Source organism: Williamsia soli (assembly GCF_017377795.1).
Lineage (GTDB): Bacteria > Actinomycetota > Actinomycetes > Mycobacteriales > Mycobacteriaceae > Williamsia > Williamsia soli.
This window is the reverse complement of record NZ_JAFRDR010000014.1, coordinates 88,487-111,687: the sequence shown is the minus strand read 5'-3', so window position 1 is coordinate 111,687 and position 23,201 is coordinate 88,487. Positions and strand designations below refer to the sequence as shown.

Annotated in this window: 25 protein-coding genes; 4 read left to right on the top strand and 21 right to left on the bottom strand. The window is 66.1% G+C overall.

All coding sequences use genetic code 11. The annotated features are described in order from the left end of the window. Positions 1 to 365 precede the first annotated feature (365 nt). The 4 genes from J3S28_RS26490 (at position 366) to J3S28_RS26475 (ending at position 4,821) form a co-directional block, all read left to right on the top strand. Positions 366 to 806, top strand: a complete 441-nt coding sequence (locus J3S28_RS26490) for a plasmid mobilization protein (protein ID WP_207844023.1) — start codon at positions 366 to 368, stop codon at positions 804 to 806. Continuing rightward, positions 803 to 2,914, top strand: a complete 2,112-nt coding sequence (locus J3S28_RS26485) for a relaxase/mobilization nuclease domain-containing protein (RefSeq protein WP_207844021.1) — start codon at positions 803 to 805, stop codon at positions 2,912 to 2,914. The genes J3S28_RS26490 and J3S28_RS26485 overlap by 4 nt, the downstream gene beginning before the upstream one ends. A gap of 3 nt (positions 2,915 to 2,917) precedes the next feature. Next, a complete protein-coding gene (locus J3S28_RS26480; protein WP_207844019.1) occupies positions 2,918 to 3,751 on the top strand; it encodes a hypothetical protein in 834 nt (277 codons plus the stop codon). Between the two features lie 68 nt (positions 3,752 to 3,819). Next, on the top strand, positions 3,820 to 4,821 hold the full coding sequence (locus J3S28_RS26475) for a hypothetical protein (protein ID WP_207844017.1): 1,002 nt from the start codon (positions 3,820 to 3,822) through the stop codon (positions 4,819 to 4,821). 24 nt (positions 4,822 to 4,845) lie between these two features. Here J3S28_RS26475 and J3S28_RS26470 read toward each other — a convergent pair whose 3' ends face one another. From J3S28_RS26470 to J3S28_RS26370, 21 genes are all read right to left on the bottom strand, one after another. Next, entirely contained in the window at positions 4,846 to 5,142 is a 297-nt protein-coding gene (locus tag J3S28_RS26470) for a hypothetical protein (RefSeq protein ID WP_207844015.1), read from the bottom strand. 1 nt (position 5,143) lies between these two features. Continuing rightward, positions 5,144 to 6,046 carry a hypothetical protein gene (locus J3S28_RS26465; protein WP_207844013.1) on the bottom strand — a complete coding sequence of 301 codons (903 nt, stop codon included), beginning with the start codon at positions 6,044 to 6,046 and terminating at the stop codon, positions 5,144 to 5,146. Beyond that, positions 6,046 to 6,531, bottom strand: coding sequence for a DUF4913 domain-containing protein (locus J3S28_RS26460; protein ID WP_207844011.1), 486 nt, complete (start codon positions 6,529 to 6,531; stop codon positions 6,046 to 6,048). Before J3S28_RS26460 ends, J3S28_RS26465 begins: the two co-directional genes overlap by 1 nt. Beyond that, positions 6,521 to 8,335, bottom strand: coding sequence for a type IV secretory system conjugative DNA transfer family protein (locus J3S28_RS26455; RefSeq protein WP_207844009.1), 1,815 nt, complete (start codon positions 8,333 to 8,335; stop codon positions 6,521 to 6,523). The genes J3S28_RS26460 and J3S28_RS26455 overlap by 11 nt, the downstream gene beginning before the upstream one ends. A 375-nt stretch (positions 8,336 to 8,710) precedes the next feature. Next, positions 8,711 to 8,953 (bottom strand): hypothetical protein, encoded by a 243-nt coding sequence (locus J3S28_RS26450; protein WP_207844008.1) that lies wholly within the window; start codon positions 8,951 to 8,953, stop codon positions 8,711 to 8,713. A 120-nt stretch (positions 8,954 to 9,073) separates the two neighbouring features. Continuing rightward, positions 9,074 to 9,727, bottom strand: coding sequence for a hypothetical protein (locus J3S28_RS26445; protein ID WP_207844006.1), 654 nt, complete (start codon positions 9,725 to 9,727; stop codon positions 9,074 to 9,076). A gap of 57 nt (positions 9,728 to 9,784) precedes the next feature. After that, positions 9,785 to 10,375 carry a hypothetical protein gene (locus J3S28_RS26440; RefSeq protein ID WP_207844004.1) on the bottom strand — a complete coding sequence of 197 codons (591 nt, stop codon included), beginning with the start codon at positions 10,373 to 10,375 and terminating at the stop codon, positions 9,785 to 9,787. Further along, complete coding sequence (locus tag J3S28_RS26435; protein ID WP_207844001.1) at positions 10,368 to 10,865, bottom strand: VldE C-terminal domain-containing protein; 498 nt, start codon at positions 10,863 to 10,865, stop codon at positions 10,368 to 10,370. The genes J3S28_RS26440 and J3S28_RS26435 overlap by 8 nt, the downstream gene beginning before the upstream one ends. Before the next feature lie 12 nt (positions 10,866 to 10,877). Next, positions 10,878 to 12,938 carry a transglycosylase family protein gene (locus tag J3S28_RS26430; protein WP_207843999.1) on the bottom strand — a complete coding sequence of 687 codons (2,061 nt, stop codon included), beginning with the start codon at positions 12,936 to 12,938 and terminating at the stop codon, positions 10,878 to 10,880. Between the two features lie 4 nt (positions 12,939 to 12,942). Next, positions 12,943 to 13,236, bottom strand: coding sequence for a transposase (locus J3S28_RS26425; protein WP_207843997.1), 294 nt, complete (start codon positions 13,234 to 13,236; stop codon positions 12,943 to 12,945). Next, positions 13,236 to 15,167 (bottom strand): putative type IV secretion/conjugal transfer ATPase, encoded by a 1,932-nt coding sequence (locus J3S28_RS26420; RefSeq protein ID WP_207843996.1) that lies wholly within the window; start codon positions 15,165 to 15,167, stop codon positions 13,236 to 13,238. The genes J3S28_RS26425 and J3S28_RS26420 overlap by 1 nt, the downstream gene beginning before the upstream one ends. 38 nt (positions 15,168 to 15,205) lie before the next feature. Continuing rightward, the gene (locus J3S28_RS26415) at positions 15,206 to 16,699 is read right to left on the bottom strand and encodes an SCO6880 family protein (protein ID WP_207843994.1); all 1,494 of its coding nucleotides are present in this window, start codon (positions 16,697 to 16,699) and stop codon (positions 15,206 to 15,208) included. After that, a complete protein-coding gene (locus J3S28_RS26410; RefSeq protein WP_207843992.1) occupies positions 16,696 to 16,920 on the bottom strand; it encodes a hypothetical protein in 225 nt (74 codons plus the stop codon). Before J3S28_RS26410 ends, J3S28_RS26415 begins: the two co-directional genes overlap by 4 nt. Then, entirely contained in the window at positions 16,917 to 18,482 is a 1,566-nt protein-coding gene (locus J3S28_RS26405; protein WP_207843990.1) for a hypothetical protein, read from the bottom strand. Before J3S28_RS26405 ends, J3S28_RS26410 begins: the two co-directional genes overlap by 4 nt. Continuing rightward, a complete protein-coding gene (locus J3S28_RS26400) occupies positions 18,479 to 19,306 on the bottom strand; it encodes a DUF8175 domain-containg protein (RefSeq protein WP_207843988.1) in 828 nt (275 codons plus the stop codon). Before J3S28_RS26400 ends, J3S28_RS26405 begins: the two co-directional genes overlap by 4 nt. 27 nt (positions 19,307 to 19,333) lie before the next feature. Beyond that, entirely contained in the window at positions 19,334 to 19,930 is a 597-nt protein-coding gene (locus J3S28_RS26395) for a DUF8175 domain-containg protein (protein WP_504970643.1), read from the bottom strand. A gap of 20 nt (positions 19,931 to 19,950) precedes the next feature. Beyond that, complete coding sequence (locus tag J3S28_RS26390; RefSeq protein ID WP_207844087.1) at positions 19,951 to 20,196, bottom strand: hypothetical protein; 246 nt, start codon at positions 20,194 to 20,196, stop codon at positions 19,951 to 19,953. Between the two features lie 36 nt (positions 20,197 to 20,232). Next, complete coding sequence (locus tag J3S28_RS26385) at positions 20,233 to 20,532, bottom strand: hypothetical protein (protein WP_237342153.1); 300 nt, start codon at positions 20,530 to 20,532, stop codon at positions 20,233 to 20,235. 26 nt (positions 20,533 to 20,558) lie between these two features. After that, complete coding sequence (locus J3S28_RS26380; RefSeq protein ID WP_207843985.1) at positions 20,559 to 21,149, bottom strand: hypothetical protein; 591 nt, start codon at positions 21,147 to 21,149, stop codon at positions 20,559 to 20,561. Beyond that, on the bottom strand, positions 21,146 to 21,889 hold the full coding sequence (locus J3S28_RS26375) for a hypothetical protein (RefSeq protein WP_207843983.1): 744 nt from the start codon (positions 21,887 to 21,889) through the stop codon (positions 21,146 to 21,148). The genes J3S28_RS26380 and J3S28_RS26375 overlap by 4 nt, the downstream gene beginning before the upstream one ends. A 45-nt stretch (positions 21,890 to 21,934) precedes the next feature. Beyond that, on the bottom strand, positions 21,935 to 23,200 hold the full coding sequence (locus J3S28_RS26370; RefSeq protein WP_207843981.1) for a hypothetical protein: 1,266 nt from the start codon (positions 23,198 to 23,200) through the stop codon (positions 21,935 to 21,937). Position 23,201: the final 1 nt, after the last annotated feature.

Below are 23,201 nucleotides of genomic sequence, written 5' to 3'. Positions count from 1 at the left end.
AGCCCTCGCGTGGGCCGGAGGTCATCGGTGCCCGATGCCTAGCCGCCCGCTGTCCTAAGCCGTCTTTCATGACCGCAACCCCGAAGTAGCTGTGCTGTGCATCTAGAGCAGCGGATGTTTCGGGTTGGCGTTTGCGCGCCGACAAGCGGCATCACCCGAGGGGACGATGCGCAGGCAGTTGCTGCGGTGGAGCAGTTGCTGCGGTGGAGCAGCGGAGCAAGCTGTCGTTTAGGCATGCCTAAACGCTTGTTTCCGTTCCTGGGTCGCGGTACGGTGCATCCATCAACGGTGTTGGTGGATGAGTCCCCACGGGTGGGTTCGCTGCGCTGAGCCGACAGAGTGACGAGCGGAAGGGAGGGATCGCGATGGCCGACGAAGCGGCTGATGAGGAGCAAGCATCGCGTCCGTCCCGGTCGATAATCCGGCGTCGGCGGGCCAACGTTCCTGGTGGGCGCGACGAGAAGATCGAAGTGAAGGTCACCGCGGAAGAGAAAGAGTTGCTGCGGGCTCGCGGCAAGCTGATGAACATGTCGTCGCAGCGGTTAATGGTGACCTCGGCGCTCGGTCAGAACAACGCTCCGCGTGTGGATTACATCGAACGGAAGCAGGCGTGGGAGCAGGCGTGCGAGCTACGCAACCTCATCGCTGCGATCGGCAACAACATGAACCAGATCGCCCGCCAGGCCAATAGTGACGAGCAGATCCCTGAGGATTTCGGGGCGGCGGTCGACGCTGTGATGCGTGCGCACCGACGGGTGTTCGATGCTTTCGGTGAAACGTTCGGGTTCGAGGGCCAGCGCGGATGATTCCGAACATCGAGACCGGCGCGAAGATGACCGGCCTCGTCATGTACCTCGCCGGCCCAGGGCGGGCGAACGAGCACGCTAACCCCCACATCGTGGCCGCCAGTACCCCGTCGCTGAGTTTGGTCGGCGGCGCAGGTGTGGAGCTAAGCCACGACACCGCGCTGGAGTTGGCCGGCGAACTCGACGCGGCACGCCTGGTGTTCGGAACCGAAGTGAGCCGTCGCGACAAAGGCGCACTTGCCGCCGCACAAGAGCGCGGTCTGCGCGGCTCGGCAGCGATCGCCGAGGCCACTAAAGACGAAAACGTGTGGCACTGCTCGCTGTCGCTCTCCCCCGAAGAAACCGAGGCACTCACAGGCGAAGGAGCCAGCGAGCAGGGGTTGTCGGACGCGCAGTGGCAGAAGATCTCCGAGCAGTTCATGGCGCGGATGGGATTCGACAGCGACGGCGATGCACCGGCCCGGTGGGTAGCCGTCCGCCACGGACTGACCAAGGCCGGCGGCGATCACATCCACATTGCCGCGTCGCGTGTGCGCGACGACGGCAGTGTGGTCAAGCTGTGGTTCCCCGAACCGGGCGAAGACCGGCCGCGCGGAGACAAATGGCGCGCCCAGAATGTGTGTGTCGCACTCGAGGAGGAACACGGCCTGCGGATCACTGCTGGCCGCGCAAAAAGCTACCCAAGCAAAGGGACTTCACCCGCACAACAGAACATTGCCGACCGCACCGGCCGGGCAGAACCAGCGAAACAAACACTGGCCCGCCGCGTCCGTGGCGTCGCCGCGGCCGCCGATTCTGAAGCGGAGTTCGTGCGCATGGCACGAGCGAACGGGCTCCTGGTCCGACCGCGCTATGCCGCAGGGTCGAAGACGGATGTTGTCGGTTACTCAGTCGCACTCCCGACTGACAACTATGCCACCCGCGACGGTCGACCGGTCTGGCACGGTGGCGGCAAACTGGGTGTCGACCTGACACTGCCTCGCCTTCGCGAACACTGGGCAGCGCCCGATGACGGCGCACGCGCCGACGCAGTGAGCGCCTGGGCGCACAATCACCGAGAGCAGATCGACCCCCACCGCTCCCCCGCCTCGTCCCCGGCGGCCGGAACGGATAAGCGTGCAGCTTCCCCACCGCGTCGACTCAACGCCGCACAAGCCAAGGAACGGCTGCGCGCAGCGGTCGCAAAAGTCGCAACTGCGTCACCGACCGAAGATGCGTTCGTCAGCGCCGCCTACACCCATCCAGATCTACTGATCCGCCCTCGGTTCGCCGCCGGCAGCACCGACAAGGTTGTCGGCTACTCAGTTGCCCTACGTCCCAGCGTTTATGCCGCTGCTGACGGCAAGCCGATGTGGCACGGCGGCGGGAAACTCGACAACACGCTCTCGCTGACAGCTCTGCGAAAGAGATGGCCGCGCACGGGCGTGCAGGAGCAAATGGCGGGCCACGCGTGGCAGCGCGCAGCCGGGCGCGCCCAAGACGCTGAACGTGTCGGAGCGAGTACCTCGACTACGGCCGGGTCGGAGTACTTCGACGCGCACCGCACCGCACGCGAGTGGCGTGACCGAGTGAACGGCCTCAACGACACTGGCGGATCGGACCGCGCCTGGACACGCGCTGCCCGCGAGACCGCAGGCGTCATGTCGGCGTGGGCCATCACCGCCGAAGGCAACCGGCCAGCTGAACTATCTCGGATGGCCGACGCGCTCGCCACATCCAGCGGAGAACGCCGGCCACGACATGCTGACGGCAAGCACGCCGCGAGCATGATGCGGCGATCTGCCGCGATGATCCTGGCCGCGAGCCACGACGATCCGCGCTATGCGTGGATGGCTATGTTTGCGCAACTCGCAGCCACCGCCCGAGCTATTAGTGATGCATTAGAGACACAAGGACAAGGGAGGCGGGCTCAGGAGCTACGTGCGGCCACTGTAGCGGCCTCGGGCCGCTACGAAACGATCGCTGACAGCGCTCGTGGCGATGGACTGCGTATCGCCAGGACGACAGCGCCACAGCGGGCAGGAGCACCCGGACCGGGCCGGAATGCAACCACAGTTCGGTCCGCCCCGGGCCAGCCCTCCTCCCGCGACGACGATCTCGGACGCTAAACGATGAGCGGCGAGAATGCTACTGAGAAGCGCGCGCGGCTTGTGCTGGAGACCGTTTTGGGCGTGCCGCTTGGTCGGGTCGATCCCGGAGCCGGTGGTCAGGCCTCACCGGACTTTCGATGCGTGCGGCCAGCTATGGCTGTCGAAGTCAAAGAGTTGACGAGCGAGGACTATAAGTCTCTTTCGCGGGCGGCCGACAGAGAGGCAGAGCGTCTGCACACAGCTGTCCCGGGACTCACTAAGTTGTGGATGATCATTATCGTCGCGCGCAATGCGGAGGAGGAGCTTGATCGGCATTGGGGCGCGGCACCTGACCAGCCGTACCTAAAGAAGCTGGCGAAACAGCTGCGTCCGCATCTGTTGGTACTCGAAGCCGCCGGGATTCAGGACTATCGCACCGCACAGTGGTTCAGTAGAGACCCGGCTGTGCGGGCAGCATGCGCTGCGGTCGCGACCCTCGTGCGAAACGGAACATGCTCGGCGGGAGAACCGATTGGCGAATTCGGGCCAGGAGTGATGGGGGCGGCGAGCGCGATCGGATACGTGCGGTCACCGGACCCCAACTCCCTAGTGGGGTTGCTGAACCGCTGGCTAAGCCGCAGAGGCACAAACCTGCGCGACTCACTCCGTGATGAGCCCGGGGAGCATCACGCCGTAATCGTTCTCGACCGTAGGACGGTGGCGGAAGTCGATGCGGCCGAGGAACACGGTGACAGCTATATTCCTGACGCCCGCCTAGAACTACCAGACGAGATCGACTCGCTCTGGGTCATCGCTGGGGCAATCACCTTTCGCTACAGCAGCGCCACTGCAGTATGGCAGCGCATCGTGATCTAAGTTTCCTCGCCCGTAGCATCATCTAAAGGTGCCGGCCGATCGCTCTGACCACTTCTGAAGGTGACGTGATGCAACGGGTGTATCTCGACCAAAATGCGTGGATAGCGCTCGCGAAAGCGAAACTAGGGCGCCCCGACGCGCCCCGGGGATCTCGAGACGTTTTCGACTTCGTCCGAGAAGCAGCACGGAGAGGCGACGTCTCGTTTGTCTTGTCGCTGACGCACCTATACGAAACGCAGAAACGGGGCTGGGACAGCCGACTCGACATAGTCGAAACAATGGCCGAACTCTCGAAGTTCGAGACCATCGTCCACCCAAAGGTGATCGTTCCCCAAGAGGTTGATCACCTGGTGGCGATGATGCTCAACGAGCAGGAGCCACGAGTGAACGTTTTCGGTCGCGGGCTGTTTGACCTTCTGGGTCCGCAGGCTCTTGAGAAGTTGGCGATACCGGCGGAGGTTGACGCAACACATCTCACGGAAAGTGCCCGGCTCGCCGAGCTTTTGAATGCCCATCGCGGCGTCGCCGACCAACTTCTTCTACTCGCCGGACCGCAGGGGTACGTGGAGGGCGATCTCGCGGCGTTCGCTGAACACCTGCGAGAGATCGACCGAAGATTCTCAGACGGTCAGACCGACGTAGCAGCGAAGATAGCGGGCCTGGGCATCGACAACACGCAACTGGACGACGTACTGGTTAGTTACGTGCTGCTTGAGATAAAGGACGAAATCATGGCGAGTGCGCTGAGATACGGAGTGTCGCCAGACTCTGTAATGGATTGGTGCATAACCCATCCGCGCAGGGCTCTTGAACTTTTACCGAGCAGGCATGTCGTACAGAAGATGATGTTCCGCCAACATGTTCAACGTCAAACGAAGTGGAAAGAGAACGACCTCCATGACTTTACGGCCCTGGGGGTCGCAGTCCCGTACTGCGATGTCGTAGTCACAGAGAACCACTGGGTGGATACGCTGCGCCGAACCGGCACGGACACGACCTACGCCACTTCATTGGTGAGTATGAAGGAGATCGGGTCACTGCACACGGTGCTACTTGGTCTCCTGCACTGATCCTCGGTTCGAGCCGTCGCGGGACTAGTCGGGCTGCCACGTATGAGTCGCTTCGATAAGCCCGCAATGATGGGGTGCGGCGACCATCTGCTCGGCCGCGGCATGCGCGACGCGCGAGTCACTGCCCGCGCCGGGAGTCAGCAACAAATAGCCATCGCCCGGCGTACCGCTGCCCAGGATCTCGACCGCCACATCGGGTAATTGCGCACGCACAGCACGTTCGCACTGCTCAGCAGTGATATCCACAGGGAAGGCGATGTGGACGATGACTGACTGCCGGACGTCTCCGTCGGCAGTACAGTCCCCGTCCTGGTACATCACGTTAGCGCCCGAGGCCACGTTCGGGGTTTGGTTGTGAGCGTGAGGGTTTGACTTTCGGTCGTTTCTTGTTGGCGGTGGCGACCGCATCGCGCGGGCGGGTGGGGTGATCGGTGGCGGCCACGGCGGCGGCTCTGCCAGCTCTGGAACCACTGTGTTCGGCGGCGAGATCCGATCGGTTTGCGCCGACCGTCTCTGGTGCGGTCTGAGCTATCGCGTCGCCGTGCGAGTTGAGGTCGGCAGACCGGTCGTCGCTTTCGCGGAAGGTCTGGTCGCCGCCGTTGGCTTGGTCGAGGAGCTGTTCGACATGTTCTCCGTCGCGGTCGGCGTCGGCTCGTTCGGAGCTGGTACCTTCGGGATCGAAACCGCGTTCGGCCCAGTGCTGGGCGCGGGCGGTTTCAAGCTGTTCGGCGGCTGCGCCTCGCGGCTGATGGAGCAGCTCGTTGAGGTCCAGTCCGTAGGACGCCAGCTCGTCGGCGATGTTCTCGCGCAGTGACCGTGCGACGTCGGAGCGGCCAGCCCACCGGTCTGCGGCGTCGTAGGCGGCGAGGACTTCGCTGCCGGGGGCGCGGGTGATCCACTGTTTGTCGGCGCCGGCCTCCCCTACCCGTCGGGGGTCGATACCGTGTTCGCGCAGGACCTGGTCGTTGAGCATCTCGTAGGGGGCACTGCGCCACAGCTCGCCGTCGTCGCGATTCGTCGCGAGTTCGGATCGCGCTTCTTGCTGGATGTCGACCTGCTCTTTCACAACTTGTTGGGGGTCGGCTTGCTCGCCATCGCGCGATTGGCGTGCACGACGGCGGTGGTGGGCTTCGACGAGTGAGGCAAGGGTGGCGATCGCGCTGGCGAGCGCTCTTTCCATCCCGGTGGTGAGTTCGCGTTCCTCGTTCTCGTGGTCTTCCATCATCAATTCCCCTCTGTGAGTTGACCGGCCATGATTTGTCGCAGTACGTCTTCTTCCATCAGTGCGACGGGGAGAACTTCGGCGGCCGGGTCGTGACGATCGAACTCCGCCGAGCAACCGTCGAACGGACCCTCGGTATCAAGCAAGACCGCCATTTGGCGGTCGGCGTGATCGAGCCACCACACGTCCATGCCGGTGCCAGGATCGAGGCGTAGTTGCTCGTAGGCACGCCAGAGCGATTCGAGGCGACTCATCGCTTCGGCGTGCGCCCACCATTGCCGGCACCACTGCCGTCCGGGCTTGTTCACGTCGCGGGCATAGATGTAGACGAGGTGCTGTTCGACGAAGTCGTAGACCGACGCGAACCGCAGCTCGGGTGGCGCCTCGGCTTCGGGAGGTGTCGTCGGGGCATCAGCAGGTGCTGCGGCCGCTGGTTCGGCGGCGTCGTTGTCGAGCCAGGACTCGTCGTCCTCGTAGTCAGTAGTCATGGCGCGCGTTACCTCCGAAGTGGTGTGGGATCGCAGCTGTTGCGGTGTGTTTGGGACGGACAGGTTCAGGGGCTGTACCGACTTCCGGTGAGTGCAGGCGCAGAGATTCTTTGATGAGTCCGGCGTACGGCTTGACCATCCAGGGCACCGTTTTGGCGATGGTGGCAGGGTTGCCGGCGGAGAACACCAGAGCTCGCCCGCGTGGCCACGCTTGCAGGTCCGAGACGGTGAAGATCCGTTCGCGGGAGATATGCCGGGAGACCGAGTCGTTGCCCCGTGAGCGGGAGACGGTGGCGATGTCGCGGTCGTAGTCGCCGACCAGCTTGGACAGGTGCTCGAGGAAGTCGTCTTCTTTGACGTTGCCGCCGTAGACGAACACGTTGGCCGCGCCCATCAGTTGCTGCATTCCTTCTTTGCCCCACACCCGGACCCCTTGGGACCAGTTCTGCAGCACAGTCATGATGTTGATACCGCGAGAACCGTAGTGGCTGTACAGATCTGGCAGACGCCGCCAGCGGACGACATTGGCCGCTTCGTCGAGGGCGCAGAGCATCGGGGTCGGGAGCCGCCCACCTGGTGAGGCGGTGGCGATCTCTTCGGCTGCCTCACACGTCGCGACCGTCAATGCCGCGATCAAGGGTCCAGCGGAGCCGACCCCTTCGCGGGACAGGCAGTACAGGGTCTCTCCCCCGCGCACGAGCTGGTGCAGATCCAGGTGCGGGCGCAGGTCGCCGCGGTTGGTGGTGATCCATGGTGCGATCTGCCGAGAGCGCAGGCAGTGCACCATTTTCAGGGCGGTACCGAAGATGCCGTCCTGCTGTTTGGCGGCCAGCCGGAGCCGTGCCTCGAGGGTGGCGGCGATCTGGTCGTAATGGTGCTCACGCAGGATCTTGACCGCTTCGGCGCATCGGTCACGCCGGGTCAGGCGGTCGTAGACGGCGGTGATCGGTTCGCGGGCCAAGGCGGAGGCGAGCAGTAGGTTCGCGACGAGGTCCTGGCCTTCGGGATCAAAATACGGGTCCTTCTTCGACGCCTGACCGTCGTCGCCGTCAGCGAACTGCTCAGCCAACGATTGCGCTTTGTCTTCGTCGGTGACGTAGGACAAGGGATTCCAGTAGAACTCCGGTTCGGAGTTGGCGACGCGCTGGGGATCGAACACCCACACCCTCCGGCCCATCTGTTCACGGACGTGCCGGGTGTGATCGAGGTTGCCGCGTTTGTTCTCCGTCGCCAGGACCGCTCCCGGGGCTTCGCAGATGGCGGGAATGACCCGGGAGGTGGACTTGCCCTGGCGAGGCCCCCAGATGTCGAGGTGCATGTCCTCGAACGATCCGAACAGCGCGGGTCGTCCGGTCAGGGCGCTGCCGATGGGAACCCCAGGGCTCGCGTGTGGGCAGGTGCTCGGATCGGGCATCACCACCCCGATGCTGGCGGCTTTGGCCGCCACCGCCGGCCGGGTGATCGAGGCGATGTCGCGGCCACGCCCCAACAGTGGTGCGGCGGCGTCGACACGGACTCGTGGTCCCCGATGCCGGGTCCACAGCACAGCGCCGACGACACCGATTACGGTGATCACCGCGAGCAGTCCCACCGCCAACACAGTGGCGGTGGTCGGCCACAGAAGCTCCCCGCGCGCCACTTGCCCGGCCGCAGTGATCGGATTGCTCGGCACACTCTGGCCACCGGCCAACTGCAGCGCCGCCCAACCGACCATGACAACAGCAGCTAACAACCCGAGGCCGCCGAAGATCAGCGACGCTTCGGAACTTTTCGGATCGCGTATCTTTCCCGGCGTTGTGGGCATCTCAGACCTGCCGGGCCGGGAGAGGGACGAGCGCGGGAGGTGTATCGGTCATCGGAGTGCTCCTTGGTTGTGAGAGTTGGGACTGGTGGAACGTGATTGCCAGGTGAGCGCCTGCTGTAGGTAGGACATCGCCTGAACTCGCTGGCTATCAGTTGATTCAGGGCGAACGAGAACGTCGGCCGCCTGGGTGGCGGCATGGTGTGCGCAGCAGCGTCGGCGAACGGAGTTGTCAGGTTCGTTGCCTGCGTCGATCAGAGCAGCGTGCGCATCGGAGAGCAGTGCTACGGGGTCATTGGGAATCCCCACCATTCGGTGTCCTTGCTGTTGGAAGGGGACAGGGCCGCTGACACCGAGGGGTGTCAGCGGCTCTGGTCGTCAGATGGTTTCGCCCCAGAAGTACCAAGCGTTGACCGGGGTGGGGACCCAGAAGCACGGTGAGACCTGGATGAAAGGGCTCGGTGCGTTCTCGCACTCCTGCTGGGAGCTGTAGGGGCCGACGCGATAGTTGGGCCAGGCCGGATCATCGGCGTTGGCCGCTCCCGCCCCGGTCAGTACGGCCGCGGTGGCTGCGCCGGTGACGACGACTGAGGCGATCTTCGTGCGCATCGTGTTCTTCATGATGAGTCTCCTTGTGTGTTGTGTTCTAACGAAATCTGGATTGGCGTGAAACGCCTTATTTGGCTGTGCGGCAGCTCCTTTCAGCCGAAACAGGTCGCGGGTTGGTTGGCGGTGCGGGCGTCATGACGCCGTTGCAGGGGTGAAGAGGCTGTCGAGTCGGATTTCGCGCCAGGTTCGGTAACCCGGGGCCCGACACAGCGCGATCGCCGGGTTCTGGTCGGTCAGTTCGATGCTGACCGCTACCCGGTGCCGTGATGCGGTGGCGGAGAGGTCTTCGGCAGTGAGGTCGTGGTGGCTGGTATGCACGATTAGCCGCACGGTGTCGAGGCCGGCTTTCTCGCGGGCTTTGCCGGCGAGGTAGATCGCTTTGTCGGCGGCTGAGCGCTCAGCCGACAGTTCGTCCCCTGCTCGGTAGATGACGTCTTTGGCGTGGAACTCGCCGTACCACGATTCGTGATCGTCAGCGACCGCGCAGACTGCATACGAGGCGACTTCATCGTCACCGGCGCAGAACAATTCGATGACCGGTGCATCCTTCGCTGCTGCCTCGATGTGGGCGGCTTCGGCGGCGATCGCGTCAGCGCGGATTTGGTCGTAGTCGATGTCGAGTTGTTTGCGGAGCTCGGTTTTCACTTTCGGCCACAGGTTCTTCGTGGCCACGCCCGCGTCAACGGCCCACGCCCGGATCTGGCGATGATCTTTGGCTGTGATGAGCTGCTCGGCGCCGTCGGTGACGGCTTGTTCTGCGGTGTCCCAGTCCTGGGTCTGTGTCATGGTCGTTCACTCCTTCATCGGGTTATGCGTGTGGTGACTTCTGTTGCGGTCGGTGGGTTATCCGGCGGTGACGGTGAATACGGTGAGCCGCCAGCCGGTGTCGGTGTGCGAGAGGGTGGCTTCGATGCGCATCGGGGTCAGGGGTGTGGTGTCGCCGCCCGAGTGCAGGGTTTGTTGGCGGACGGTGACCAGGCGCACGGCCGTGGTGGGGGTGTCGGGGATGTGTCCGGCGTCGACGTCGGCGGTCGCGGTCACCACATCGCCGCTGCGTCGCCACGATGCCCACCGCGAATCGGGCCGCTCGGGTGTGGCGGTCTGGGTCGAGGACGCGGCGGCCGCGAGATCTCCGCCGAGCCACGGCGCTGCCCGTCGCAGGGCCGCCCCGGAACTGGGGTCGGTGACCGGCTGCCAGGTGAACATCATCGACAACGCCTGGGCCGCGACCACATCGGGTCCGGCGGTGGCCGGGTCCGGCGCATCCGGCGCACCGGGCAGCTCGTGGTCATGATCGTGTCCGGCTGACGGTCCCGGGGAGGGCTGGTCCGGGCCGGTGGCGCCGCCGCACCCGGCCAGGAGGATCACCAGGAGAGCGGCCAGTGCAGCGATGACGGCAGCTACTGGCCCGCGGGCGGCGTCATGGTCAGACATGGCCGTCACCTGCCGGGTGGACGGTGATGTCGAGGTGGTCGAGGTGGTTCTGGGTGGGCGAGCCCCGGTCCTGCATCGGTGCGCCGTGGTACCGGTCGACGGGGAACGGCCGGTAGTGCTGGCGCCAGATGAGGTAGCGCACCCGGTAGTCCTGGGCGTGCTCGCTCACCCAGGTTGCGATCTGGTCCCCCAGTTGCTGACCGGCGGGGGTGTCCCAGCCGGGGATCATCACGTCCAGGGCCAGGCCCTGGCGGCGTTCGGGGTACGGGTCGTTCGGGCGCATGCTGCTGAACTCAAGCGGGCCGAAGGTCGCGGTGAGGTCCTGGGCCAGCTCGACGATGGCCCGGTCACCGCTGATGATCTGCTCGGGACTAACGCTCGCCGAGATAGGCGGTTCACTGATCGGTTCGGCACTGGTGCACCCGCCGAGCGCTACCGCTACGGCGAGGGCGGCGATCGAACCCGCTGTGCGGGAGGTTATGGGCAGCATGAATGTTCTCCTTTATCGGGCCGGAGCCGGGGCAGCCGACGACGAACGTGGGACGGGTGCGGCGGCGAGTTGAGCTTCGTAGGTCGGTTTGTTCGCCAGGATGATGTCGGCGTAGGGGCGGGTCTGGGTGATGTAATCGGCTCCGTCGGTGGGGAATCCGTGGTTGCGTTGCACCGCGCCTTCGCCGGCGTTGTAGGCCGCGAGGTAGAGGGCTTCGCGGCCGCCGGGGGTGTCATCGCTGACCGATCCGTCCGCGATCCAGCCGTCGATGGTGGCCGCGATCGCGCACATGTACCGGCCTTGGGCCATCACCCCGTCACCGATGTCATACGGGTCGACTCTGCCGTTGCCGTCGTCGTCTTTCCCGTAGGCCGGCCAGGTCCCCGGCATGAACTGCCCCGGGCCCATCGCACCGTCGGGTGAGGTCGCGCGGGGGTTGAATCCCGACTCCTGGTGCCCTTGGGAGGCGAGGAACGCCGACGAGATCGGACGGCATAAGGTGCCGGCTTTGCGGTACCAGGGCTCGAACTCCGGCGGGACTGTCCCGGCCGCGAGGTTGTCTTCCCCACCATGGGTGTCTTCCGGTTGCTTGCAGTCGTCGCTACTGCCGCCTGCGGTGCTGCCGCCTTCGGGCGCCTTGCCGAAATCAGTTCCAGGCGCAGGGAACCCGTGACCGATGGTGGTGACGTGGACGTGGTCGAAGTGGTTTTGGGTGGGGCTGCCGCGGTCCTCCATCTCGTTGCCCTCGCCGTCGGCGGGGTTGTAGTGCTGGCGCCAGATGGTGTACTCGACGGCGAAGAAATCTTTGTTGTCCAGGACGTAGGTGTTGATCGCGTCTCCGAGAGCTTTGCCTTCGGCGCTCTCGAAGTTGGGGATCATGATGTCGGCGGCACGGCCCGACGGGTGATCGGGATAGGAGTCGACCGGTCGCCAGCCGCCGATGGTCTGTACCTGCGGGAACTTCAGTGCGACAGCCCGCGCCAGACGAATGGTGTCGGTCTGCCAGTGCTCCTCGGAGCCCTTGGCCGCGTCCATCGGCTTGTTGAGGTCGCCGCCGGCGGTGTCGGGGGCACCGGCGACCGGTGGTGCGCGTGGCTGGGCGGGTGCGGGGGCCGCCAGCTGCTTCGGCGCTGCCGGATCGGCGGCGGTGGCGAATGTCCCAGCGGGAGCGGGCTTTTTATCGCGCACACCTGCCTGCACGGAGGTGGTGGGCCAGGCGTCCCAGCCTTGGCCGGCGAGAACAGAGTTCGCGACTTCCATCTGCTGGCCCTTGGTGGCCTTGTCGGCGGTCGGTGCGTGCTTGCCGCCGCCGAACCCATTCCAGGTTTGCTCGGTGAACTGCAAGCCGCCGTAGAACCCGTTGCCGGTGTTGATGGCCCAGTTTCCGCCCGCTTCGTGTTCGGCGATCTTGTCCCAATCGGCCACCGACACCACCCCCGGCGCTACCGGGGCATCGCCGCCTCCGCCACCGGGCGGTGGGGCGGGTTGTCCGGGTTCGACTGCTCCAGCGAGCCACGGCATCGGGTCGATCGCCGAGCCCCCGAATCGGCCGCCGTCCCACACCTCGAAGTGCAGGTGCGCTCCGCCTGGGCCGCTCGGGTCGACCTGGCCGTTGTAGCCGACATTGGCGATGTGCTGACCGGCGGTGACGGTGTCACCTTCCTTGACCAGCACACCGTTGGGGAACATGTGCCCGTACACGGTGGAGAAGACTGTGCCGCCGATGTTGTGATCGAGGACGATCCATTGCCCGAACCCGCTTGCTTCACCAGCTTTGGCGACCGTGCCGTCGGCGGCAGCGTAGATCGGTTGATCGGGTGTGGACCCGTAGTCCTGCCCCTGGTGCATGGTGCCCGCGCGTGGCCCGAACGGGGAGGTGAGCTGGTAGGTGCCCGTTTTCATCGGTGACACCTTGGAGCCGGGCGCCAGCGTGCTCCCGCTGGGTGCGGCGGTGGGGACAGCGCAGTCCGATCCGCTGCCGCTGAAGGCCAGGGCGATGACCATGGGAATGGCCACGACCAACGCTATGGCGGCCGCGATCAGCTTCCCGGCGCCCCCGGACTGCTCGTCCATCGTTTTACTCGGCCCCTGGGGGCGGTGTGCGGCCAGCGGCGAGGGCTTCGTTGAGTTCGGTGAGCCGCGCGATCTGCGCCTGCGCCGCAGCTAGGCGTTGCTCGGCCAGGGTCTGGGTGGGGTCGATGCCAGCATTGGCCATCCAGTTGCGGATCGAGTTCGGTGACACCGAAAAGCGCTCCGCCACAACCCGTACCGCCTGGGCGACAGAGGCGGTGTGTGGCAGTAGCTCGGTGACCTGTTTGACCGCCTGGCGGCGGGTCTCGTCGGTGATCCAGCGGTAACGCTGCGAACTCATCACGGCCGATGCCCCTGTCCCGCTGCTGCGTAGGCTTTCGGGGTGTCTTGTGCTCCGCTGCTCCAGCGGGAGTTGGTGTTGTGCACGCCCGCCCCGGTTTCGGTTGGAGTGAACGTGGTCTGGAAAGGCATCCCGATCTGTTCATCGGAGGTGCCGTACTTGAGCAGGAAACAGCCTAGGCCGGTGGGCTTTTGGCGCTGACCTTGTTTGATCTTTCGGATCGTGGCGGGCGAGGGCGGTGGTGTGGAGGCCAGCGAGGTCAGCCAGTGCTCTTCGGTGGCGGTGAACTTGGTGACCGCTTTGAGTCGTGCGATCTCATCGGGCCCGACCGGGCCGATGATCTTCGCCGGGGCGCGTTCGATGAACCCCTGAGCGTTGTTGACGTCGGCGGCTGAGTCGAAGGCCCCGAGGTCCTTCATGGTGTGGGTGATCATGATCAGCGCGGTGCCGATGGTCCGGTTCAGGCGGGTCAGTGCGTTGACCCGGTCGACCATCCCGGCGCCGGCGCCCAGGACGCGCCACAACTCGTCCATGACGACGAGGAAGTTGCGGTGGGGGGCAAGGCCGGCGTCGGCGAGGGTGTGCGCGGCCTCCACGGCCCCGAACCCGTCGGACCAGCACACCATCAGCACTGCGGCGAGGAGTTTGCCGTCGGACTCGTCGATGCCCGAGACGTCGACGCAGATCGCCGGGGCGTCGATGTCGATGGGGTGTGAGGTCTGAGCGTTGAAGACCCGACCGAAGTTGCCGTCGATCAGGGCGTTGAGGGACTGGCGCAGTTTGCGGGTGATGAGCCGGTATTGCTCGCGGTTGTCGGCTCCGACCTTGGGCCACAACCGCTCATCGCTGCCATCGATCGCTGCATACAGGTCCGACAGGATCGGAGGGTGGTCGTAGGTGAACCCGCCGGCGGCGGGGTCGTAGAGCTGGTCGAGGGCGACCCGGACCAGCGTTTCCTCGAAGTCCTCGATCGGGCTCGAGCGCACCAGCTGCAGAAGTCCGTTGATCATCTGCACCTGGCGGGCCCGGACCTGCTCACCGACGCCCACGATCAAGGCCTCGAGTTCAGCGCGCCGGTTCGGATCCCAGGCCAGCGGCGGCTCGACGTCGTCGGCGGCGCGGGCCGCGGCCTGCAGGCGACCGATCACCGCTCCCAGCCCGCCGGCTGCGAGCGGGTTGACCGTGCCACGGCTGTAAGACAAGCCAATGTGCTGCCCGCCGACGTGGGCGGTCAGGTCGGAGTATTCGCTTTTGGTGTCGCCCATGAACAGGCTCGTGTGGTTTTGGGCCATGATCCCGGTCGCCATCCGGCGTACCAGCGAGGACTTGCCGAACCCGTTGAGCGCCAACACAAAGGTGATGGGGGCGTTGATTAGGCCGCCGGCATCGAACCAGACAATCGGGTCGAACCCGCAGTCGGCGCCGGTGATGGCGTGCGAGCCGAGCGGGGTGCCGAGCATGGGGGCGGAGGCGCCGATGGAGAACGGCCAGAACCCGCCGCCGGCCTGAGTGGTGGTGGCTCGCCATTCGGGCAGGCGCGCCACCGACCGCATCCGGCCCCCGCCCCGGCCGGAGAACCCTCGGCCCCCCGACATCGGGATAGGGCGGTCGAATCCGCCGTAGTCGACGACTCGCTCGATCGAGGCCTTACGCAGTCGGTGCTCTCGGCGCAGCAGACGCCGAGCGCGTCGTCCCCGCCACCCCGGGGCCTGCGCGGCGGCGTTGAGCTCATGCCAGGCGCGGGCGGTGCGGATCTTGATGCCGCCGATCCGCACGAACTCCACGTCGCTCGCGCCGCCATCGTCGAGAATCGCCTGGACATCGCTGTCGGTGAACACGTCGGGATCGGGGTCGTGTTCGGTGGCCGAAGAGACCCCGGGCCCGGCCTGTGCGGGCGGGGCGTCGATGTGGTGGCGGCCGGTGAGAGTCACTGGTGAGCCTTCTTTCTCGCGAGAAACAGCAACGGTGTCTAGGCGGAGACTTTGGAGCTGGTCGAGGCGTATTCGGGCAGGATGATCCCGATCCCTAGAGCGCCAGCGAAGGCGGCGTCCTGGTAGCCGTAGCAGCGGCGCAATCCGATGTGGGCGCCGTCGGCCATGCCTTCGATCTCGGCACGGATCGAGGGCAGGTCCTCATCGGGTGCGACGGTGGCGGTCACGAGCATTCCGAACCGGGTCAGCCCAGCGCCGGTGGCCTGTTCGCGGCGGGCGGCGTTGGTGTTTTCCACCCGTACGGTCGCGGCCGCGGACACCACACCCTTTTTCGACTGTTCGGCGGCGAGGGCCTCGCGGTAGTCGGAGTCGACGAGCTTGACCGCTTCGGCGGTGTTGTGGACGCGGTAGATGATGGCGATCCGCTTGCGGCGCACGTCGGCCCGGGGAATCAGCAGTGGGCGCAGCACGTGCGCCGGGACCTGTCCGGCGGGGGCGGTCGCCATTTCCCAGGTGATCGACCGGTACCCGTTGTGCACCCAGTGATCCCACTTGTTGACCGCAGTAACCGGACCTGCGGCTTCCCAATGCAGCTGGTCTTCGCTGCCGGTCCCGGCGATCGCTTCGAGGTCCTCGGTCAGCTGCGGGTTGTAGGCCCGGGTCGGGGCCACACACCACTCCCCCGGCGTCATCGGCGTGGCCTCCAGGCCGGCCCGTGCTGCCGCGGCCATCAGCGTCGACATTCGCCGCCCGATCTCGGCGGCCTGGTCGGCGACCTCTTTGCCCGCAGCCTCGCGCAGACGCCCGAAGGTCAGGGTCAGACGAACCTCTGAGCGTACGACGGCCGATGAGGAGTGCATGGCTGTTTCTGCCATCACCTGCTTGGCGTAGGCCGGCGCCGACGGGTGGGTGATGCGTTTGACTTCAGCGGAGATGCGGGTGCGGTTGTCGGGGACTGATTCGACGACTACGCACGCCCCGACCGCGCCCCGGGAGCTGCCGAGCTGGGCCAGAAAGTCGCCCCATCCGAGCACCCAGTCGTTGATCTGATGCTGGTCGACGCGTTCTTGGCCGCGTGACTGGATCGAAAAGGACACCGCGAAGTGGTTTTTCGCTTTCAGGTGCACCAGACCGAACCGCTCGCCGTTGCGGAGTTCGTATTCGTAGAGGCGGGTATCTCCGGCGATGCCAGGCATCCGCCCGATCCCGGGGACTGCGCCGAACGCTCCCCCTCGGAAGAGGGTTTCCCCGCGCCATTTCGACCACTGGAACTGGGTACGCAAAATCATCAACTCCCACCCTGTGCGGCCACCGATCGTGATGACCATCGGACCGACCAGCAGCGCTGAGGCCGCCAGCAAGATGCCGGTCGCAGGCAGCGACCGGGTAAACCAGAACACCCCGATATTGAGAATCACTAGGATCCCGGCGAAAACGGTGACACCCCAGGTCATTCCGTAGAGGCCGGTGGTTCGGGGTTTCTCCCACCGCCCGTACAGAATCAGCGCGTTGTTGGCGTGTACCTCGCTCATTGGTCCGTCCCTTCGATGTCAGTGCTGTTGCGGTAGCGCTGCGCCGCCATACCGGCCCCGGCGACGAGCAGTGCAGCTGCGTAGAGCGCGAGCACCAGTGCCGCAGGCAGGGGTGCAAAACCCGCGATCAGGAGCAGAACCGTCGCGATCGCGGCGGCCACGCGCAGCGGAGTGGCTGTGATGTGCAGGGCCTTACCTATGCCCATCGGTGGTTGCTTCATCGGGGATCGCCAGCCATGGCGGGGGCCTCTTCGTTGAAGAAGTCCTCCGCGGCTTGGGACATTTGCATCGAGGACGAGACGGTGCTCATCGCCTCAGAGACCGTCGACCCGCCCCCGCCCCCGCCGGGACCGCCACTACTGGTGCTGCCGCTGGAATTGCCGCCGCCGGCGGGTGAGGCTTCTGTGCCGCTGCCCGAGGTCGCTGATGGGGGTGGCGGGGTGCTGCGGCCGCCAGCGGGCGGACCGCCCTGACCGCCGTCGGGAGCGCCACCACCACCGCCTCCGCCGCCTCCGCCGCCGGAGTCGCCGCCGCCGCGGGTCACCCCGCCGCCACCGGTGGATCCGCCGCCCGCGCCTGCCTGCCCGGCGGTCGGACCACCCGCGCCGACACCCGTACCGGCACCAGCTCCTGCGCCTGCTCCGGCGCTCGCGCCGCCGGTGGCGGCCAGGCCGCCGACGGCAGCGACCACGCCCATCGTCATTGCGGCTGCTTGCAACCCGGAGCCGCCGGACATCGCCATGCCGCCGGAGACCAGTTTGGTCAGCATCGGCAGCACCGCCGCTGCCAGCGAGAGCAGCAGTACTCCGTACAAGATCTGGGTGCCATCTTCAGAGCCGGTTCCGGCCAGTTGGAACGCGACCGCATAGGTCAACGCCGCCACCGGTTTCCACAGCAGCAAGGCAATGGTCCAAGAGATCGTCTTCGAGAACGCGTTCTTGCCGATCTTCGTTCCGGACGCCGCCCCGATGATCGGCAGAATCGACACGACCACGATCAGCATCGATTGGCGGGCAACGAGAATGATCGCCTGCAGGACGGCACCCAGGATGCCGATGATCGCGATCACAAACATTAAACCCACCCCGAGCTGACCTAGCATCGGCCCGGTTTGGAACATGTTTTTGGCCATGTTCACGGGGGCCTCGCCGGAGGCCCCCAACTCGAGGAGTTTGGTCGAGATGCGGTCGACGCCGGCGGTGAGGCCGATCATCATCGCCCCAAACATCCAGGCACCGAACACGGCCCGCATCAGCGAATGGAACAGCTCCTCGCCCTCGGCGTAGATCTGCTGTTTGCGGGCCAGCTGCAACCGGATACCCCCGGCGATGATGGAAATCACCAGCCCGAGAATCTGGATCTGCAGTGTCCATTCCTGGATCTTCTGCACCGGTTCCCACTGCTGGGCCTTTGGCGTCGGCAGTTCGATGAACCAGGTCAACGACTTCTGCAGCATCGTCGAGAACCCGGTGAGCAACGACTCAGTCATCGACTTGAAGCCATCGTTGGCGGCTTCCTTAATCGTCCCGCCCGGGTCAGTGACCGCACCTGCCACATCGCCTACGGCATCGCACGTTTCGTCGCCGGCACCTGGTACCACGGCGCCTACAACAGCTCCGACCACGTCGCAGGCGTCGACCGCCCGCGCGGTACCGGCACCGGTTAGCGGAGTCGGCAGTGCCGGGGCAACTACGACCAGAGCCAGTGCCGCGATCGCGACCAGCGCCAGGCGCCGTAGCCAGGACGCAGAGGTGCGGCCTTGAGATGGCGCGACGGCCGTCATTGCCACTGGGTCCACCCCGCTACCGATTCGGTTCGGGTGTCGCCCGTCGCGGTGGTGAAACCATCGTCGGGGATACGCCATTTCCACTGACCGTCGTCCCAGACCATGACGAAGGTGGATACGCCGTAGTACTGGCCGGAGGGGTAGTCGCTGTTCGGTTTCGGGCCGGTGGCCAAGGAGATCCGGGAAAAGGTGTCGGAATATTGCTCGTCGATCTTGACGAACCGATCGAGTGCGTATTGCCGGTCGGGCATGGTGAGGTCACGGATCATCTGCTTGGCCGACTCGGGCCCGATAACCTGCTGGGCCAGCACTCGCATCCTGACCTCAGGCGGCCCGTAATAGGCGCGGGCCATGATCTGACTGGCGGCAATCACGGACCCCTGCGGAGTCTGGGCAATGCCTTCGGCCAGGCCATCCGGACTGATACTGCGAGGCCCGTCCGACGTCGAAAAGACGGCGGCACCAAAGCCGTACAGCCGCTGCCACTGAAGGCCAACAGCGGCATCGTTGAGCCCTCGCTGCGAGGTGACCGGGCGTTGCGGCAACGCAAGTCCGGCCGGGTCACGCGGCACCCGGATCTGCTGCCCGAACCTGTCGACGGTGTCGGGGAGGTACCCGTCCTGCCCGTTGCTGGCCGATGGAGTCGACGGGGCAGTGGCAGGCGGAGGTGCGGCGTCGTCATTGTCGCCGCCGGTGATTGCAACGACGGCAGCGACCAGCGCCGCGACCACAATCGCTGTGAGCAGGATCAGCCAGAGCGGGCGCCGGTACCAGCGCTGCTGATCGTCCTCCGGTGGCATGGCGGCCAGGGGTGTGCCCATCGTCGTTTCTCCTTTGAGGTGATGGTGTTAGGGGGCAGTGAGCGGAATCATCTGCGGCGGAACCGCATCGAGCGCCTTCACCGGATTGACCGGGTTGGGTGCGTTCGGATCCGGTAACACCCGCCGCCAATCGCCGGGCGGAGACCAGGCCACGGTCGTGGTCGTTGAGGTCAGCGACCGGTCGGGATTGGAGGTGATGATTGAGATGACGGCCCGCTCTGGGGTGTAGTCGTCGACGAGGTAGCCGAGTACCTGAGGTGCCTGCCCGTCGGGGACTGCGCTGGTGATGGAGATTTGCGTTCGCTCCAAAGACCAACTGTCGCGGCCCGGTCCGGGAGCAGCGAGCGCACCGGCGATCTGCGCCCACTCCTGATCGGGCGCCACCGACATGCGGATGGTCGCCGAGATCGCGGCCAGACCCGCCCCAGGTCCGTTGTGCTGATAGCCGGTCGGTGACACGGTCTGCTGGCTCGCCTGGGGTCCTTGATCGGCCTGCGGAATGGACATGCCCGCGTAGGTGGTCCACTGCACGTTCGTCGGCGGCGTCCTCGGATCGACCTGCATCGCCGACGTGCTGGCCGGCGCGTCGTCGGTGGCCTCGCCGCAGCCGGTAGCGAGTACCAGGGCCGCGACGGCAAGACCTACTACGACAGCAACGCGGTGGCGATACCCGCGGCGCTGGTCATGAGGCAGATCCCGATCAGTTGGGCGACGATTCCTTCGATGCCATCGGAGTTGCCGCTCTTGCGGGCTTCGTACAGCAGTCCGCCGAGCCAGACGATCCGCAGGATCGCGATCAGACACCCGAACCACACCAGCCACGACGCTGCGGTCCAAAACTCCGCCAGATCGCTTACGGTGATTCCCTCGGCCACAACGCTTGTCGTCATCCATTGCCCCTTCCCTTCTCTTGATGGTGATAGGGGTTATCCGACGAGAGCACCGACGAGGGACCCGGCGATAGCGATGAGCACGCAACCGACCAGGGTCCAGCCGACCTTGCCGGCCTCTTCATTGGTGGCGCCGCCGTGCGACTTCTGGAACCCGAACCTCGCACCGGCGACGACCAGCGCCAGGATCGCGACGAGCATCGCGCCCCACCCCACCCACGACACGATGGTCAGGAACTTGTCGGACCCGGGCGGCGGTGCGGGTTGGGGTTGAGTCGGTCCATCGGCGATGACGATCATCAGGTGTGTATTGACCTGGGTAAGAACACTGTTCATGGGTGGTTCCTCTTTCCTGTTGTTGGTTAAGCGGTGGTGTGGGGGTGGTGGTCGGTGCGCAGGTCGGTGCAGATCTGCTGCCCGACTTCGGCTATTTGAGGTGGCACCAACTGGGGCCAGACGTCTTTCTTGGCCGGTGGTGGGTCGGCGGGCGACCACTGAGGGAGCCGGTGGGTGTCTGCGTGGCACATCAGCGGCTCGAACCAATCCAGGTCGTAGCGGTGTGGGACGAGTTCGGCGACCGTCCCGGCGTAGCGGGCAATGTCTTTGGGTGTTTTGCCTGGCCGGGCGGCGGTCAGGATTAGTCCGCACACCTGCACACCCGGCGGTGCTTGGTCGACGGCGCGCAGCACGGCCGCGGCCCGCCGCAACCCGGCCATGTTCGCTCGCGCGCATACCAGCACCAGTTGTGTGGTCCCGGGATGAGCGGGCCAGCTCTGTCCGGTGTCGGCGGCTGGTGCCCACATCTGGGCCACGGTGGTGGTGCCGGCGAAACCGTGGGCACCCAGCACCGCAAACAACGGCGGGTACGGCCCGGTGACCGGCAAGGGCTCACGCCGCCATCGGGTTTCGCCGCTGGCGGATTGCTCAGGGTAGTGGTCGTAGGCGGCACTCATGACTGCTCCCCCGTGACGGACCCGGCATCGTCGAGATGGGGCTGCTCCAGCCGTGAGAGCAGCAGAGTTGTCGAGGACGCCAACTGGGCCGGATCGATCGGGCCTCCCGATCCCAGGTGTGGGTCGTAGTCCCACAGCAGGACTCGTCCGGCGCGGCGCGACAGCGCATCGGTGAGCCGGTGGCCCACCAGATGCGCTGCCCACGGGTCCAGGCACGACACCACTACGGTGGCGTGCTCGAGGAGTCCGGCGACATCGAGCGCGGCCAGAGCAGCCTTGGATCGGTTGGCGGTGTCTGGGCGGGCAGCGATGATCAGCACCACCGATACCTCGCCCGGCCACCGCGCCGGGTCGTCGAGAACGCCGGCGTCGAGAACGATCGACGCCCCTACCGGTGCGGTCTCGACGACCTCTGAGAGCGAGCCGCGCTCACCGGTGAGCAACTCTGCGCCAGAGACGCTACGCACCCCAGCGTCTGATCCGTCAGGTGTAGTGATCCGGTTGGCCGCGTCACCAGTGGCCGAGCGATCAATCCAGACCGCGTGCTGACCTGCCGCTGCTCGGGCATCGGCGGCCAGGACGGACAGGACACTGGTACCGGCACCGCCCGCCGCGCCGACCACCACCACGGTGCGAGCCGGCCGACGCCGCGGTGGCAGCGCCACCACTGGTGCTGCGGGCCGATCATCGGTGGATGCGTCGAGCCAGCCCCATCGGTTCGATGCTGCTGGTGTACTCATCGGGTCCCTCCCTTGGTCGTCTGAATTGCCGCAGTTGTCAGCTGGTTACAGCGCAGGCACGGTCTGCGGATAGGCGATGTGCAGCCCGTCGACCATCGAGGTGAGGCCGTCGCTGACCTGCTTGGTCACCGAGGCCACCGCCTGTTTCGTGGGCTCGGCCCACGGGCCCAAGACCTCATACGGCTGCGCAGCCTGTTCGGCGGTCCACCCGGCCTCCACATGTGGGATGCCGGCGATGTTGGCCGAGAAGTTCACGTCCCCAGCGGTGTTGACCGTGTAGTCCACGGCCGGGAGTCCGGCATCGGACGCGGTCGGGGCGTCGAGCACCAGCTCGTACTGATTGGCGCCGGGGTTCGGCAGCGGAGCGGGAGCAGGCGCGGGTGCGGGCGGCGGGGTCTCCCACGGTGCGGCTGGGTTGGCGTTGGGATCACCAGCGCCCAGGGCGTATCCGAGCGCGGCGCCGATGATCGCGCCCGTGGTGCCTCCGATGACAGCGGCGACTGCTCCGGCTCCCCCGGCCACTGCTGCGCCGGCGCCGAGACCGATCAGTGCGCCCGTCCCGATGTTGAACGGCTGCGGCGGAACGGCCGACCCGATGGCCGCGCCGATTGCCGCACCCGCAGGCAGGGTGAACAGTCCGACGGCGATGGTGACCGGGACCCCGGCAGCGGTCGCGCCGGCGACGCCGCCGATCACGCCACCCAGTACGGCGGCCGCCGCACGGCGGTCGGCTTCCTCGTCGGAGAATCCGACCGATCGGAACGCTTGGGCGATTTTCGCCTCGGCGTATGCCGAGTACTCGTTGATCGACACGGCGTAGTCGCGCGGGATCTCGGCAGGCCGATCGGTCACGAAGTTGCCAATACGGATCTTCGCGGCCGGGTCCTCGACGATCTTCGGGGCGACCGGTGCGGCCGGCACGGGTGCGTGGATCGGGCCCGACGGAGCCGGGTCGTAGCTGGTGGCTGGTGGACCGGATGGTGCCTCCCAGATCACGGGGGCGACTTCCTGCGGCGGCGAGGGCAGCACGCCCTGCGGATAGTCCGGAACCGGCGCGGGTTCGGGTGCTGGCTCCGGGGCGGGTTGGGGGTCGGTGACGCCCGGCTGCTCGGGTGCGGCGGGGGCGGTGTCGGTGACGCCTGGCTGCTCGGGATCAGCCACCGCTGGGCCGGCCATGACTGCGCCCATGCCCACGGACGCCACTACAGCGGCAGCGACCACCCGCACACGGATCGGCAGGTGATGATGGTGGGCCGAGACCGGTGCGCATGGCGGCTGGTGGGAGGTGAGGTTCGTTCGTGGTGATTGCATG

Coding starts and splice junctions, on each gene's coding strand:
- J3S28_RS26490 (WP_207844023.1), top strand. CDS start 366: ATGGCCGACGAAGCGGCTGATGAGGAGCAAGCATCGCGTCCGTCCCGG.
- J3S28_RS26400 (WP_207843988.1), bottom strand. CDS start 19,306: ATGGGCACACCCCTGGCCGCCATGCCACCGGAGGACGATCAGCAGCGC.
- J3S28_RS26440 (WP_207844004.1), bottom strand. CDS start 10,375: ATGTCTGACCATGACGCCGCCCGCGGGCCAGTAGCTGCCGTCATCGCT.
- J3S28_RS26435 (WP_207844001.1), bottom strand. CDS start 10,865: ATGCTGCCCATAACCTCCCGCACAGCGGGTTCGATCGCCGCCCTCGCC.
- J3S28_RS26455 (WP_207844009.1), bottom strand. CDS start 8,335: ATGCCCACAACGCCGGGAAAGATACGCGATCCGAAAAGTTCCGAAGCG.
- J3S28_RS26445 (WP_207844006.1), bottom strand. CDS start 9,727: ATGACACAGACCCAGGACTGGGACACCGCAGAACAAGCCGTCACCGAC.
- J3S28_RS26430 (WP_207843999.1), bottom strand. CDS start 12,938: ATGGACGAGCAGTCCGGGGGCGCCGGGAAGCTGATCGCGGCCGCCATA.
- J3S28_RS26465 (WP_207844013.1), bottom strand. CDS start 6,046: ATGATGGAAGACCACGAGAACGAGGAACGCGAACTCACCACCGGGATG.
- J3S28_RS26475 (WP_207844017.1), top strand. CDS start 3,820: ATGCAACGGGTGTATCTCGACCAAAATGCGTGGATAGCGCTCGCGAAA.
- J3S28_RS26480 (WP_207844019.1), top strand. CDS start 2,918: ATGAGCGGCGAGAATGCTACTGAGAAGCGCGCGCGGCTTGTGCTGGAG.
- J3S28_RS26450 (WP_207844008.1), bottom strand. CDS start 8,953: ATGAAGAACACGATGCGCACGAAGATCGCCTCAGTCGTCGTCACCGGC.
- J3S28_RS26380 (WP_207843985.1), bottom strand. CDS start 21,149: ATGAGTGCCGCCTACGACCACTACCCTGAGCAATCCGCCAGCGGCGAA.
- J3S28_RS26370 (WP_207843981.1), bottom strand. CDS start 23,200: ATGCAATCACCACGAACGAACCTCACCTCCCACCAGCCGCCATGCGCA.
- J3S28_RS26390 (WP_207844087.1), bottom strand. CDS start 20,196: ATGACGACAAGCGTTGTGGCCGAGGGAATCACCGTAAGCGATCTGGCG.
- J3S28_RS26485 (WP_207844021.1), top strand. CDS start 803: ATGATTCCGAACATCGAGACCGGCGCGAAGATGACCGGCCTCGTCATG.
- J3S28_RS26405 (WP_207843990.1), bottom strand. CDS start 18,482: ATGACGGCCGTCGCGCCATCTCAAGGCCGCACCTCTGCGTCCTGGCTA.
- J3S28_RS26425 (WP_207843997.1), bottom strand. CDS start 13,236: ATGAGTTCGCAGCGTTACCGCTGGATCACCGACGAGACCCGCCGCCAG.
- J3S28_RS26410 (WP_207843992.1), bottom strand. CDS start 16,920: ATGAAGCAACCACCGATGGGCATAGGTAAGGCCCTGCACATCACAGCC.
- J3S28_RS26415 (WP_207843994.1), bottom strand. CDS start 16,699: ATGAGCGAGGTACACGCCAACAACGCGCTGATTCTGTACGGGCGGTGG.
- J3S28_RS26375 (WP_207843983.1), bottom strand. CDS start 21,889: ATGAGTACACCAGCAGCATCGAACCGATGGGGCTGGCTCGACGCATCC.
- J3S28_RS26385 (WP_237342153.1), bottom strand. CDS start 20,532: ATGAACAGTGTTCTTACCCAGGTCAATACACACCTGATGATCGTCATC.
- J3S28_RS26460 (WP_207844011.1), bottom strand. CDS start 6,531: ATGACTACTGACTACGAGGACGACGAGTCCTGGCTCGACAACGACGCC.